This is a genomic window from Kitasatospora sp. NPDC004240 (assembly GCF_053603215.1).
In genome coordinates this window covers 1-13,631 of the sequence record NZ_JBSGFD010000041.1, presented here as the reverse complement: position 1 = coordinate 13,631, position 13,631 = coordinate 1, and the positions used below count along the sequence as shown (strand labels likewise).

The window sequence follows — 13,631 nt, the reverse complement described above, 5'->3', positions numbered from 1 at the left end:
CCGGACGGCCGGACGTTCCTCCGGGTGTCAGCAGTCGATCTTCGAACCGTCCACGGAGGCCTCCACGCTCAACCGGAACACCCCCGCGGCACCCGGCTCGCGGGGGAACCCGACGGTGAGCGTCTCCCAGCCCGAACCGGTCCTGCGGGTGAAACAGCCGAGGGTGACCGCCGGCGACGGGGGCGGCCCCTCGGAGCGCCAGCCCAGCCCGGGAAGCGCGCCCCCGTAGAAGGCCAGCACGTCCGCCTCGCCGCCCACCCGGTCGTAGTCGCGGGCGGCGTACAGCCAGGCGAAGCCGGAGTCCTGGACGCACCCGGCGGGGCTCGCCGACTCCGGGAGCTCCCGCGCGCCGCCGGGCAGCAGCGTGAAGGCGTCGAGCCGGTCCAGCTCGGCCTCCCGCGCCTGCCGGCCCGCGCACTCGTCGTGCAGGTCCGCCAGGAGCAGGTCCGCGGCGGCCGACACCCCCGCCCACGCCATCAGCGCGACCACGGGCACGGCCACCGCCAGCCCGGCCACCAGCCGTCCGCGACCGGCCACCGGGCCGCTCACCGCACGGCCGCAAGGGGCTCGCTCCGGCACTCCCCCGCCCCGGCGCGGGCCCCGGCCACCACGAACGGCTCCGCACCGGACCGCGGCCCGCAGGCGGCGGCCGGCCACACCCTGGTCGTCATGCGCGCAAGACTGTCGACCGTCCCCCTCCCCCGTCAAACCGAACCGGACCACCCCCGTCCGATGCCTGCCCGCGGTCGCGGCGGGAACGGCCGAACCGGGCCCGCCGTTGGGCCCGGAGGAAGCAGGAACGTTTCGCGAGGAGCGGTATGAGGACGCGCCAGAAGGACCGTGACACCCCCGGGCCGCAGGAACCGTGGAACGAACTGCGACCCGGGCTCTGGATGGGCGGGCACTACTGGACCGACCGGACCGGCGAGCTGCGGCCCGCGGTGGTCGGGGCGCAGTTCGACCTGGTCGTCAGCCTCTACACCCTGCCGGGCCACGGGCCGACGCCCGGCGTCCGGCACCTGGTCGGCGAGATGCCCGACGGTCCGCTGACCCCGGAGCAGATCCTCACCGCCCAGCGCCTGGCCCGCGACACGGCCCGCGCCGTACGGGACGGCCGGACCGTGCTGGTGCGCTGCCACTCCGGCTACAACCGCTCCGGGCTGGTCGCCGCGCAGGCGCTGGTCGAACTGGGGCAGGACGTCGGCGCCGCGATCGACCTGATCCGCCGGCGGCGCTCCCCGCACGCGCTCAACAACGCGCTCTTCGAGCAGTACCTCGTCACCGGCCTCGACACCGCGGCCCTGTTGTGCGGGCTGGACGCCCCGGTGTGACCCCGTCCCGCCTGTCCCGCCCGCCGTCGGCCCGGCGGGTCCGTCCGGCCCGCCCGGGGCTCGGCCTGCCCGGGGCTCAGGCCGAGGGCCACTCCAGGCACTCCTCGTACAGCTCGCCCGCGAGGTAGTTCTTCGCGTGGACGCGCATCCGGGCCCCGTACGTGCGGTCCTCGGCGAGGCAGGAGTAGCCCTCGCCGTCGCGGGTGATCAGCCCGGCGGTGTCGGCCAGGTAGACGTCCAGGCCCGGGTACATCAGCTCGATACACGGCAGGTCGTCCACGTCCAGCACGAACACCGGGTACTCGCCGTACTCGTCCGGCTCGCCGGTGGCCAGGACCCGCCGGGAGTCCGAGCCGCCCGGCAGCAGGAAGCACTCGTCGAAGCGGTCCTCCAGGGCGTCGAACACCGAGCCCCACCCGTCGCCGAACTCGGCGCGGGCGAGCGCGCCGATCGGACGCGGTGTGAAGCGGTCGTCGGGCCCCAGCCAGCCGTAGCGGCGCAGCAGGCCGCTGTCGTACCCGAGCCAGCGCCTGAGGCTGGGCGGCAGCGGGCGCCCGCTCGGGAACACCGCCGAGGCCAGCACCCCGGTGGGCACCGGTTCGGGCTCCCCGGTCACCCACGAGCCGGCGAAGCGGTCGTGGTCGAGGACCCGGCGGTGCGGGTCCGCCTCGACGGAGGCGATGACACGTTCGGTGAGCGCGACGCCGTGGTCGGCTGCGGTGATGGACGGGGCCATGGTTCCGGGGCGCCCTTCTGGGACGGGGCTGGCGGTCGATCGGTCGTCCCGACCCTACGACCCGTCACCGACAGTCCGGACACCGGCCGGTGACCGGACGGCGACCTGGTGCGCGCGGCCGGCGGGGGCACCCGCGCGGGGCCGGGCCGGTCGGCGGCGGATTCACCCGGGCGGCCCGGTGCGCCCGCCCGGCCGCCCGGGCCGGGGACCCGATGATCGTCACCGACCGACGCCCGCCGGGCCGGTCGCCACCGACCCCGCCACCCGCCACCCGCCGAGCCTCAGGAGAGCACCCTCGATGAGAACCCCGTCCCCGCTGCGCCGCACCCTCGCGGCCGGCGTCCTCGCCCTGGCCGGCCTGCTGCCGGCCGCGATGCCCTCCCAGGCCACGCCCCCCGCACGGGCCGGGACGGCGGAAGCCACCGGCCTGACCGCCCGGCTGGACGCGGCGATCCTGCGGACGATGGGCGAGGCGCACATCCCGGGCGTGATCGTGGGCCTGTGGCGGCCGGGCCGTCCGGACTACGTCCGCACCTTCGGCGTCGCGGACACGGCCACCGGCCGGCCGATGGACGAGCACATGAACATCCGGATCGGCAGCGAGACCAAGACCTTCACGGTGACCGCCCTGCTCCAGCTCGTCGACGAGTGCCTGATCGGCCTGGACGACCCGATCGGCAGGTACGTCGACGGCGTGCCCGACGGGGAGCGGATCACCCTGCGCCAGCTGGCCGAGATGCGCAGCGGCCTGTACTCGTACACCGAGGACGCCGACTTCGCGCACGCCCTGCTGAGCGATCCCTACCGGCAGTGGACGCCCGAGGAGGTGCTGCCGTACGGGTTCGGGCACGACAACCTCTTCGAACCCGGCGCGCGGTTCGACTACTCCAACAGCAACCTCGTGCTGCTCGGCCTGGTGATCGAGAAGGTCACCGGCCGCGACCTGGCCTCGGTGATCCGCGACCGCGTCACCGGGCCCGGCCGGCTGCGGCACACCTTCCTCCCCGCCGGCGCCGAGTTCCCCCACCCCCACCCGCACGGCTACACCGATCAGACGCTGAGCGGCGCGACCGCCGACGCCACCGACTGGAACCCCAGCTGGGGCTGGGCGGCCGGCGCGATGATCTCCGACCTGCACGACCTGCGGCACTGGGCCGAGGACCTGGCCACCGGGACCCTGCTCAGCCCCGCCACCCAGGCCGAACGCCTCAGGACCCTCCCCACCGGCTTCCCCGGCACCTCGTACGGCCTCGGCATCTTCGACTCCAACGGCTGGATCGGCCACAACGGCTCGATCCCCGGATACGAGACCGTCACCGTGTACCTGCCCGAGGAGCGCGCCACCCTGGTCGTCATGCTCAACACCGACACCCTCCACGAGGGCCACGAGCCCAGCAAGCTGGTCGCCGGGGCGATCACCGGCATCGCCACTCCGGACCACGTGTACAACGCCTGAGCCCACGTCAGGCGCCGCGCCCCGGACGGAAATCCGGTCGACAGGACGGCCGCGGGCGGTTGGGATGGCTCCCAGCCGCCCGCGCCACCCGGCGGGCCGACCCCCCAGGAGCCGCCCGTGGCGACCGAGCCCGCCCACCCCACCGCACCGGCCGCCGGCACCACGCCGACCACCACCGCACCGGCCGCCGGCACCACGCCGACCACCGGCACCGCGCTGGCCCGGCGCCTGGTCGACAGCCAGTTCCCACAGTGGGCCGGGCTCCCCCTGCGGCCCGTCGAGCAGGCCGGCTCCGACCACGAGATCCACCGCCTCGGCGAGGAGCTGTCCGTACGGGTGCCCCGCCACGACGGGGCCGCCGGGCAGGCACGCAAGGAGTTCGCCTGGCTGCCCCGGCTCGCCCCGCACCTGCCGCTGGCCCTCCCGGTCACCGTGGCGGTGGGCGAACCGGACCACGGCCGGCCGTGGCCGTGGGCGGTGTCCCGCTGGCTGGAGGGCACGACGGCGACCGTCGAGGGGCTGGGCGACTCGTACGAGGCCGCCGAGACCCTCGCCGCCTTCCTGACCGCCCTCCAGGGGTGCCTGCCCGGCGGGACGCCGACGCCGGCGGCCCATCCGGAGCTCCACGCGGCGCGGCCGCTCGCCGACCGTGACGAGGCCACGCGCGGGAACATCGCGGAGCTCGGCGGGGTGTTCGGCGCCGCCGCGATGACCGCCCTGTGGGACGAGGCGCTCGCCGCTCCGGAGTGGGACCGGCCCCCGGTCTGGTTCCACGGCGACTTCCACACCGGCAACCTGCTCACCGTCGACGGCCGCCTCAGCGCCGTCATCGACTTCGGCGAACTGGGCCTCGGCGACCCGGCCCGCGACCTCACCATCGCCTACACCCTGCTGTCCCCCGGCCCCCGGGCCGCCTTCCGCACCGCCCTCGGCGTGGACGACGCCACCTGGGCCCGTGGCCGCGGCTGGGCCCTCACCACCGGCCTGAACGCCCACGCCCACCACGCCGCCCACAACCCCCGGGTCGCCGCCCAGACCACCCGCCAGATCACCCAGGCGCTGGCCGGCTGACCGACCCTCGGCTGCTGGCTGAACGAGTCCGATGCCGTGCCGGGCCGCGGCCATGGCGAAGGCCGCCCGTCGGCCTGAGTGCGACTCCTGGCCCGGACGCCCTTCCGCCGGCACGGGACGTGTTCGTCGACCCTAGGGCTGACCGGCGCGCCTGAGTTCCGCCAGATAGGCGTACACCTCGGGGAGCTTGGGGTGCTGCGGGCCGCCGACGCGTACCAGGTCCGCGATCAGCCGTTCGGTCGCCGCGATCGCCTCGACGAGCCGCCCGGCCTGGTCGTAGCCGGAGATGAGGGAGATCAGGGCGTCCAGGGTCCCCGGGTCGTCGAGGCCCCGGCTCTGTTCGCGCGCGGCGAGGGCCGCCTTCAGGTACGGCAGGGCCACCTCCGGGCGGCCGGCTTCCAGGTGGGCGATCGCGAGGTTGTGGTAGCGGTAGGAGATCGCGTCGCTGTCGGCTCCGTGGATCTGCTCGAAGCCGCGGACGGCCCGTTCGTAGCAGGCGATGGCCCCGTCGAGGTCACGGGCGTCGTGGAGGAGGTGGGCCAGGTTGTCCACCCAGATGTAGGTGCTGAGGTGGTCGGGGCCGTAGAAGCGCTCCTTGTCGGCGAGGATCTCCCGGCACAGCGCCGTGGCCTCGGGCCGGCCCGCCTCGCGGTAGACGGAGAACAGTTTCTGCTTACGGACGTCCAGCCGTTCGCCGCCCGGCGGCAGGAGGCGCCTGCTGCCGGCCACGGTCTCCTCCAGCAGGGCGGTCGCCCGGTCGGTGTCGCCCGCCGCCGCGTAGGCGTCCGACAGCTTCTCACGGCGGTCGAGGATCCGCTCCTCGTCGCGGTCGGGGCCGAGTTCGCTGCCCTCCAGGGCCCGTTGCAGGTACGGGAGGGCCTCGGTCGGGCGTCCCGCCGAGAGGTGGGCGCTTCCGATCCCGTCCATGGTCAGCAGGGTGTCGCGGGCGTACGGGCCCAGGGTCGCCGTCTGGTGGTCCAGGTTGACCAGGAACAGGGGGATCGCCCGGTCCTGCATGTACGTGTCCCCGGGCGGGGCGGCGGCCGACCAGGCACACAGGAAGAAGGCGTAGTTGTGGCGCAGCCGCAGAACATCGGGGTGGCCCGGGCCCAGCCCCCGTTCCGCATCGAGCAGGCTGTCACGCATGCGCAGGGTGGTGTCCATGCCGAGGTGCGTCGGACCCTCGTCGTGCTCGCCCAGCCGAAGGTCGAGGGGATCTTCCGGGCTGCCCGACTCCGGCAGCGGGTTCGGTGGCCGCTCCGGGTGGTCGGGGTGCTCCGAGTGGTCGGGGCGCTCGGGGTGGTCGGGGTGCGTCGGCTTTCCGGGGTCCGGCGGAGTGCCCTTGGGGCGTTTCCTGCGGAACATTCGCGGTCACTCTCCCTGCCTCGGTGGCGGTCACATGGGGGACCCGAGGTCCCGTACGAACTCCAGCAGTTCCCGGATCGCGGCCGACGGCGCCCTCCCCCGGTCGAGGTAGGTGCCGAGGAGCTCCCGGTCCGCCGGGGTGAGCGAGGCGAGCGGCCTGCCCACGAAGGAGAGCGGGTCGCCGAGGTCGTGCACGGCCGAGCCGTGGACCACGTAGCGGCCTCCGGGCGGGGCGGCCGGCAGGCGCGGTGGGTCCTCGCCCGACGCCCCCGCGAGCAGGCGCGGCGCCGGTACCGGGGCGAGGGCGACCGAGTCGTGGAAGTGCGTCCTCGCCCCGCCGCGGGAGCGGCCGCCGACGACGCGCCATCCGGGGACGGCGATCAGGTCCTCCAGCGGCGGCCCGACGTGCCAGGCGGTCACCACGGTCCGGTCGGACTCCTGCTGGAACAGGTAGACGCCGCCGGTCGACGCGGCGGTGACGAACTCCTCGGGGGACAGGAACACCGCGGACTCGACCGTGCCGTGCTGCTCGGGAACCCCCCACCAGCCGTCGGCCGACAGCGGCTCCAGGGCGGCGTCGGTGAGGAGCACGCGGTGCCGGTCCGCCCACAGGAGCCGCTCACCGGAGGGGTCGACGGCGTGCACGGTGACGTGCTCCAGACCGAGGGCGTCGTACAGGTCGATCCGCTCCAGCCGACCGTCGTGCGTGCCGATCAGGGCAGCCGTCGTGCCCCGCAGCAGGACGACGAAGACGCGCGGAGTGGCGAAGATCCGAGCCCCGTCGAGGGCCCGGCCGTGCGCGAGGACCTCCACCCCGTACGGCCTGTAGAGGGCGAGTTCCGGTTCCGCCCGGTGCGGGTGCGCGCGCAGGGCGACGACCGCGTCGGCGCCGAGGCAGGTCACGGCGGCGACGCCGGTCCTGCGGTGGTCGGCGGACCAGAGCACGGAGCGGGAGCGGAGGTCGTACACGTCGATGCGTGTGGCGAACACGCCGTCGGGGTGCGCCCCGCCGGGCAGGTACGCCTCCCGGACCATGACCGGTGCCCGCCCCGGCCCTCCGGGGGCGAAGGAGAGCAGGCCGGCCCCCGTCGGACCGGCCGTCCCCGGGCCCCCGTGGTCGGGCAGCCGCCACACGGCCGACCCGGCGGCGGCGCGGGCCGTGCGCTCGGCGGCCTGCGGCCGGTGGCGCCGCGAGGTGAGCCGGGCGGCCAGACCACGGGGGTCCTCGGGCGGGGCCCAGCGTTCGGGCGGGTGACGGTGGGCGATCCGCAGCGCGTCGGTGACGGGGACCGCTCGCATGAGGCTCCAGAGCCCCGCCGGGTCGGCGGCCCGTACGAGCCGATCGGCCACCGCGTCGATCTCGGCCGGCGTTCCCCAGGCCAGGCGGTCGGCGCCGCGCCGCTCCCGTAGGTAGAGCAGCGCGGTGCCGATGGCACCGCGTTCGGCCTCGGCGACGTCCCGGCCGTCGGCGGTGTCCGGAAGCCGGGCGAGGCGCTCCCGGTGCAGGGCGAGGCTCTCGTCGGCGATCGCGGTGGCCTCGGCGTGCCGCTCCAGGGAGATGAGCTTGGCCGCGGCCTCGTCGAGACGGGCGGCGAGGAGGTCCTGGAAGCGGGGGCCCACCTCGGCGAGTTGGCGGTAGAGGCGGATGGATTTCAGGAGCGCGTCAACGGATTCGGCGTGCCGCCCGGCGTCCCACAGGTGCAGGCTCTGGGTGTGCAGGCCGTCCGCGAGTTCCGACCCGTAGCCGGCCGGGTGGAGGCCCGCCATCCGGGTCAGGAACTCCACCATCCGGCCGGCGCTCTCGGCGGCCTCCGCCAGGCGCCCGGACTTGGCCAGCAGGTAGCCGTTCACCATCTCCAGGCGGTTCATGTCCGTGGCCAGGGCCAGATACAGCATGGGGTCGCGGTCCAGGATCTCCCCGAAGAGCCGCTGTGCCTCGGCCACGGACGCGTGGGCGGCCGCCGCGGCCCCGGTCCGCCGGAGCGCGAAGGCGAGCCGGGTGTGCGCCTGGGCCAGGGAGCCCAGGACCTTGGCGTCCGCCGTGTCCTGCTCCAGCAGCCCGATGGCCTCGCGGAGGAGTTCGACCTGGCGCTCGGGGTCGAGTTCCCCGATGAAGAGGCCGCCCAGGTTGAGCAGGGCGTCGGCGTGGTCGGGCCGGTGTACCGGATCCTGTCGGGCAGCCTCCCGGGTGAGCCGTACGACCTCCTCCATGAGCGCCAGCGCGTCGCTCCTGCGGCCCGCCTTGAGGTGGGCGGCGGCCAAGTCCCGTAAGCGCCTGGCCCGTTCCGTGGGGTCGGCGGCCCCTTCGAGGCGGTGGGCGGCGAGGCGCGAGGCCAGGACCGCGGTGCCGCTCTCCACCCGTACGTCGCGCGAGGGCACCAGCGGCTCGACGGCCTCCAGGACGTCGAGGTCCACGGAGTCGAGGGCGGCGAGCGCGGCCAGGACGGCGCCGCCGCCCCGGACGGCGAGGGCGGGGTCGCGGCGCAGCAGCGGGAAGAGGACGGCGGGGCCGACGTGCGGCCAGCGTTCGGCGGCGGCGATGAGGAAGGTGAGGGCGCGCGGGGTCCAGGGGGGTGCGGCTCCTGCGTCCCGCTGGAGGATGCGGGTGGTGCCGGTGACCGACCACAGGTCGGTCGGGTATCCGGTGACGGGGCTCCCGGGGAGGGTGAGGGCGAGGTAGTCCTCGGCGAGCCGGTCGGGGAGCAGCGGTTCGAGTACGTGGGCGGCCGCCGGGTCGGTCGGCGGGTAGTGCACGGCGTGGGCGGTCAGCGCGCGGTCGGCCGGGGTCCGTAACAGGAGGCGGTCCAGCAGGGGGCGGGCGGCGTCGCGGCGCATCGGGCCGGTGAGGACGGCGGTGAAGACGGTACGGGCGAGGTCGAGACCGCGGCGGTCGTCGGCGGCGGCGTCCGCGACCGGGGCGCCCGGGGCGCGCGCGTCGGGGCGACGCCAGTTCTCGTGCTCGCGGTCGAGGAGGTAGGCGGTCATCCCGGCGAGGTCCTCGGGTGGTTCCCGGCCGGCGGCGCGGGCGTCGACGGCGGTGAGCGCGGCCATGTGGACGGCGAGGGTCAGCCCGAAGTCGGGGCGGGCGAGGTCCTCGTGGGGCGCGCGGAGGACTTCGAGGGCGCCGGGATCCGGGTAGTGGGCGGCGAAGCCCCGGCGGGCGGCCTCGAACATCCGGGCGCGCTCCCCCTGGCGGCCGGAGTCGGCCAGCGGGTCCAGCGGCTGGTCGGAGAGGTCGGTGGGGCGCCGCCGGCGGCCGAGCTGAGCGCGCAGGGCCGGCCAGGGCCGCACGGAGCGGGCGATGAGCAGGACCCGCGCGGGGAGTTCGTCGCGCAGGAGGCCGTTGTGGAAGAGCCAGGCGAGGTGGGCGTCCGGCCAGCGGTCGGCGTAGTCGACGAGGATCAGCACCCCGGCGCGGTGGTCGGTGCGCAGGTCCTGGCTGCCCTCGGCGGGCGGGTGGGTGTCGGTGCCGTGCACGGCGTCGACGACGAGCCAGCCGGCGTCGGCGCATTCGGCGGCGAAGCGGGCCGCGAGGCGGGACTTGCCGGCGCCGCCGGGTCCGTGCAGCCACCGCACGGCCGTCCGCGCGGGCTGGTCGCGCCACGCGCGGAGCCGGCCCAGCTCCGCCTCGCGGCCGGTGAACTCCACGATCTCGCTGCGGGCGTCGAGCATCCTGCTGGGCTGGGCGCGCAGCCAGGCGGAGTCCCGCCGCTGGCCGCCGGCGGCGCCGTGGGTGTCGCGGGCGTACAGCAGGTAGACGGGGGTGCCGTCGCCGAAGACGTGGATGTCGGCGCCGACCGCGCCGTAGGCGAAGCCGGCGACGGCGCGGACCTGCTGGTGGACCTCGTCGGGGAGGTCCACGGTCAGTTGGTCCCGGCCGTACCGTCTTCGTCGGCGGGCGGTGGCACCTGCCCCTCGGCCGCCTGGTGATAGTGCAGGCTGCCGCCCTGCACGGCGAAGAGGGTGCCGTGGTCGCGGGCGGTGTTCGACTGCGTCCACACCTGGCGTCCGGCGGGCAGGCCGTCCTGTACGCGTGCGACGAGTTCCCGCAACTCGCCCTCGGAGTCGGGGTGTTCCTCCAGCAGCAGGAGCAGCCGCCGACGCCATACGGGCAGCAGCTCGGCCCGGATCTCGTCCGCGCCGTCCGGCTCGGCGCGGACGACGAGGACGGCGTCCTCGTCGAGCTGTGCGCCGATCGCCTCCCCGCGGGCCTCGCCGCCCCGCCCGAAGAGCCGGACGACCCCGCCGCGGGCGCCCTGCCACAGGTCGGTGGCCATGGCTCCGATCAGCGCGCTGGCCCCCGCGCCGGCGAGCGCCGTCAGTGACTCGGCCAACATCCGTCCTCCCGACTCCGATGCGGCGGGCGGCCCCCGAGACCCGACTCCGCCCGTCCCGAACCAGGTGCCCCAGCCGGGCGTGGGCGAAACGGATCCGATGCCGGGCCGAGCGGGAGCCGGGCAGGACCTGGGCCACGGCCGGACGCAGCGGTTCGGTGTCCGCCGGTTCCGGGGGTCGCCCGATTCGACGACGGGGGCCACCCGGTCGTCGGGTGAACACGTACAGCGCCGCCGGAAGGGCGTCCGGGCCGGAGGTCACACTCAGGTCAACGGATGCCCTCCGCCATGGTCGCGGCCGGCACGGGCATCGGACTCGTTCCTCCGGGGTGCCTCCCGCCGGGCGGCCTCGCGCAGGCGCCGGACCTCCAGCAGGTCGCGGGCCTCGGCGGCGTGGTAGGCGTCGGCGCTGCGGACGATCTCGTCGAGCACGGGCAGCGGCAGCTCCGGGTTGGCCAGCATCTCCGCGCAGCGCCGGCCCTCGGCCGCCCAGCCGAGCAGGATCTCGCACGGGGCGGCCGGGTTCCGCGCGAGGTCGTCCAGGTGGTAGCCGTCCACTTGCCGGTCGGCCGTGCGGACGAACTCGGCCAGCGCCTCCGGCGGGACGTGCCGGTTGGCCACCGCGGCGCGCAGGTAGTAGACGGGGCTGGCGATCATCTCGGCGAGCACCGGCTCCGCCGGCCCCTCCTCGGCGGCCCGCTCGATCCGGGCGAGGCTCGCCCGGTCCGCCTCGCCCTCCACGGTGCCCGCGCAGTGGCCGAGGCCGAAGCGGACCAGCAGGTCGGGCGGCCAGTTCGGCTGGGACATCGCGTTGCCCCGGTGGAAGTACGGCGTCAGCTCCAGGTCGTACAGCCGGCGCAGCGACCCGGTCGGGGTGGCCGGGTGGTCGAGCACCTCGTGGACGAGGCGGCGTCGTTCCTCCACCTCGTCGTGGTCCGGCTCCCGGCCGTCGGCACCGGCCTCGGCCTCGGCGGCCCGGTCGGCCAGGGTCTCGGCGAGGCGCGCGAGCGCGGCGGGCGGGGCCAGCCGGTTGCGGACCAGCGCCTCCAGCACCCAGGGGTCGGGGTCGGCCGCGAGCGCGGTCAGCCGCTCCACCGGGGTGAACCAGTTGGCGGCCGCGGCGGCCCGCACCCGCGGCTCGGCGTCGACGGCGAGCAGGGCGAGCGCGGCGGGGTCGTGGTTGACCCACCGGGAGCCGGCCCGCTCACGGATGCCCGGGTCTGCGTCCCGCACCAGGGCGGGCAGGTGCGGGGCCAGTTCCTGACGGGAGAGCAGCTCCACGGCCGCCCGGCGGACCTGCGGATCAGGATCGGCGAGGTCCCGCGCGCACTCCTCCCCCACCGGCCACTCCACCGTCATCCCGCTCCCCTCCCCCCGGCCACCCGACAACCCCACTCGCCCATTCGATCAGAGCCTCGCACGCCCCACCGACACCCGCTCACGCGGGTCGCCGGGTGGCTCAGCCTTCACTCGGCGCCGGGGCCGGGCCCGGAGTCGGGCTGAGGATCATCGTGACCAGGTGGTCGAGGGCGGCGGGGGCGACCGGGGTGTCGGGGTGGGTCTCGGGGGCCAGGGTGGGGGCGATGCGGCGGAGGTCGAGCCAGCCGAGGTAGGTGGCGTAGGCGGCGAGGGCGCGGTGGCGGGCGGCGCCGGGGGTGAGGCCGAGGTCGGTGAAGAGCTCGGTGAGGAAGGCGAGGCGGGTCCCGGTGACGCGGGCGACCACGGCGGCGACGGCCGGGTGGGCGGTCTGGTTGGCGAGGGCGGGCTCCAGTCCGGCGATCTCGTCGCTGCCCAGGGCCTCGGCGAACAGGACCCTCACCCGGGTCTCGGCGTCGGCGTGCTCGCGTACGGCCGCGACGACCTCGGTGGTGGCGCGCAGTTCCCAGGTCTCCAGGGCGGCGACCAGCAGCGCCTCGCGGTTGTCGAAGTGCCAGTAGAAGCTGCCGCGGGTGACGCCCAGTTCGCGGGCGAGGGCGTCCACGGCGACCGCGGCGACACCGCCGCGGGCCAGCGCGCCGAGCGCGGCGGTCGTCCAGTCGTCACGGGTGACTTTTCCCTTGGCCATGTTCCGTACAGTACTGTACGGAACATCCGTACAGTGGTGTACGGATCTGGGGAGAGGGGTGCGGGATGAACGCCATGACGTGGCTGCTCGGCGAACCGGGGGCGGGGGCCGGCCAGGAGCGTGGGGGTGGCGGCACGGACCCGTGGGGCGGCCCGGCGCTGGACCGGGCGGTGGCGTGGCTCGCGGCGTCCGTCCTGCTGGCGGCGGGCGCCTTCCACCTGCTGTGGGTCTTCTCGCCCTGGCCGCTCGACACCCGTGCCGACTTCGCCGAGACGGTGGTCGGCGTCCCGGAGTCAGAACTGCCTTCCGGTCCGCTCACCCTGGCGGTCGCCGCGCTCCTGGGCGCGGCGGCCTGGCTGGTCGTCACCGCCTCGACGCCCGGCCGCCGCCTCGCGGCCTCCCGGCTGGTCCGGGCGGGCCTGTGGACCGTCACCGGGGTGCTGGCCGTCCGGGGCGTCGGCGGCCTGGTGGGCTCCGCCCTCGACCTCGCCGACGCCCCCGACGCCTACCGCTACTGGGACCTGACGCTCTACGCCCCGCTCTGCGCCTCGCTGGCCGCCCTCACCGGCTTCCTCGCGCTCCGCACCCGGCGACGCTGAGCACGGCCGGACGGTCCGCCCGGGCTACCGCCGCCCCTCCTCGAAGCGCTCCTGGGCGGCGAGGACGGCGTCGCCGTGGGCGGCGGACCAGGCGCCGAGGGCTCGGATCGGGTCGATGAGGGCCCGGCCGGCCTCGGTGAGGAAGTAGTCGACCCGGGGCGGCGTCTCGGCGTAGCGGCGGCGTTCGACCAGCCCGTTGAACTCCAGCCGCCGCAGCGCCTCGTTGAGCACCTTGGGGCTGATGCCGCCGATCCGGTCCAGCATCGCGCGGGGCCGCATCGGGCCGCGCTCGCCGAGGATGTAGACCACCACGCTGTCCCAGCGGTTGGCGAGGACGTCGAAGGCGATCCGGGCGCGGCAGTCCGCCGCGAACACGTCCCCGCCCATCGCCTCCGCGTCGGTCCCGTCCCCGCCGTGCACCATCCGGCCCTCCCCCGTACCGCGCTCTGCCATGCGGACATCCTGCCCGGCCCGATGCCTACCGATCGGTGTGCATCGGCCCGCCTACCGTCCTGGACACGGCGGTTCGCCGTTACCGACCTGACGAGGAGTGCATCATGCGGATCGGAATTCTGGGTACGGGCGCCATGGCGGCGGCCCTGGGCGGGGCGTACGTCCGGGCGGGCCACGAGGTGCTGGTCGGCGGCCGCGACCCGGGCGCCGCCGCCCGGGGC

At 75.7% G+C, this 13,631-nt stretch carries 13 protein-coding genes; 5 read left to right on the top strand and 8 right to left on the bottom strand.

Annotation, left to right across the window (positions count from 1 at the left end; genetic code table 11):
* Positions 1 to 27: 27 nt before the first annotated feature.
* The gene (locus ACWEQL_RS13820; RefSeq protein ID WP_452150437.1) at positions 28 to 537 is read right to left on the bottom strand and encodes a hypothetical protein; all 510 of its coding nucleotides are present in this window, start codon (positions 535 to 537) and stop codon (positions 28 to 30) included.
* A 281-nt stretch (positions 538 to 818) separates the two neighbouring features.
* Here ACWEQL_RS13820 and ACWEQL_RS13815 point away from each other — a divergent pair, with 281 nt between their 5' ends.
* A complete protein-coding gene (locus ACWEQL_RS13815; protein WP_452150436.1) occupies positions 819 to 1,331 on the top strand; it encodes a protein-tyrosine phosphatase family protein in 513 nt (170 codons plus the stop codon).
* 76 nt (positions 1,332 to 1,407) lie between these two features.
* Here the strand turns inward: ACWEQL_RS13815 and ACWEQL_RS13810 are convergent, their stop codons facing one another.
* On the bottom strand, positions 1,408 to 2,067 hold the full coding sequence (locus ACWEQL_RS13810; RefSeq protein ID WP_452150435.1) for a hypothetical protein: 660 nt from the start codon (positions 2,065 to 2,067) through the stop codon (positions 1,408 to 1,410).
* A 298-nt stretch (positions 2,068 to 2,365) separates the two neighbouring features.
* Here ACWEQL_RS13810 and ACWEQL_RS13805 point away from each other — a divergent pair, with 298 nt between their 5' ends.
* Positions 2,366 to 3,523: a serine hydrolase domain-containing protein gene (locus ACWEQL_RS13805; protein ID WP_452150434.1), complete on the top strand. Its 1,158-nt coding sequence runs from the start codon at positions 2,366 to 2,368 to the stop codon at positions 3,521 to 3,523.
* 216 nt (positions 3,524 to 3,739) lie between these two features.
* Positions 3,740 to 4,594 (top strand): aminoglycoside phosphotransferase family protein, encoded by an 855-nt coding sequence (locus tag ACWEQL_RS13800; RefSeq protein WP_452150475.1) that lies wholly within the window; start codon positions 3,740 to 3,742, stop codon positions 4,592 to 4,594.
* Between the two features lie 132 nt (positions 4,595 to 4,726).
* Here the strand turns inward: ACWEQL_RS13800 and ACWEQL_RS13795 are convergent, their stop codons facing one another.
* The 5 genes from ACWEQL_RS13795 to ACWEQL_RS13775 form a co-directional block, all read right to left on the bottom strand.
* Positions 4,727 to 5,959 (bottom strand): tetratricopeptide repeat protein, encoded by a 1,233-nt coding sequence (locus ACWEQL_RS13795; protein ID WP_452150433.1) that lies wholly within the window; start codon positions 5,957 to 5,959, stop codon positions 4,727 to 4,729.
* A gap of 30 nt (positions 5,960 to 5,989) precedes the next feature.
* Entirely contained in the window at positions 5,990 to 9,820 is a 3,831-nt protein-coding gene (locus tag ACWEQL_RS13790) for a hypothetical protein (RefSeq protein WP_452150432.1), read from the bottom strand.
* A 2-nt stretch (positions 9,821 to 9,822) separates the two neighbouring features.
* Positions 9,823 to 10,296, bottom strand: a complete 474-nt coding sequence (locus tag ACWEQL_RS13785; RefSeq protein WP_452150431.1) for a hypothetical protein — start codon at positions 10,294 to 10,296, stop codon at positions 9,823 to 9,825.
* A 261-nt stretch (positions 10,297 to 10,557) separates the two neighbouring features.
* Complete coding sequence (locus tag ACWEQL_RS13780) at positions 10,558 to 11,652, bottom strand: hypothetical protein (RefSeq protein ID WP_452150430.1); 1,095 nt, start codon at positions 11,650 to 11,652, stop codon at positions 10,558 to 10,560.
* 100 nt (positions 11,653 to 11,752) lie between these two features.
* On the bottom strand, positions 11,753 to 12,358 hold the full coding sequence (locus tag ACWEQL_RS13775; protein WP_452150429.1) for a TetR/AcrR family transcriptional regulator: 606 nt from the start codon (positions 12,356 to 12,358) through the stop codon (positions 11,753 to 11,755).
* A 65-nt stretch (positions 12,359 to 12,423) separates the two neighbouring features.
* Here ACWEQL_RS13775 and ACWEQL_RS13770 point away from each other — a divergent pair, with 65 nt between their 5' ends.
* Entirely contained in the window at positions 12,424 to 12,957 is a 534-nt protein-coding gene (locus tag ACWEQL_RS13770) for a DUF3995 domain-containing protein (RefSeq protein ID WP_452150428.1), read from the top strand.
* Positions 12,958 to 12,981: 24 nt separating this feature from the next.
* On the opposite strand, the gene ACWEQL_RS13765 is transcribed toward ACWEQL_RS13770, so the two are convergent.
* Complete coding sequence (locus ACWEQL_RS13765) at positions 12,982 to 13,344, bottom strand: winged helix-turn-helix transcriptional regulator (protein ID WP_452150474.1); 363 nt, start codon at positions 13,342 to 13,344, stop codon at positions 12,982 to 12,984.
* A 170-nt stretch (positions 13,345 to 13,514) separates the two neighbouring features.
* On the opposite strand from ACWEQL_RS13765, the gene ACWEQL_RS13760 reads away from it, so the two are divergent.
* On the top strand, positions 13,515 to 13,631 hold a 117-nt coding region (locus ACWEQL_RS13760), incomplete at its 3' end, for an NAD(P)-binding domain-containing protein (RefSeq protein WP_452150473.1).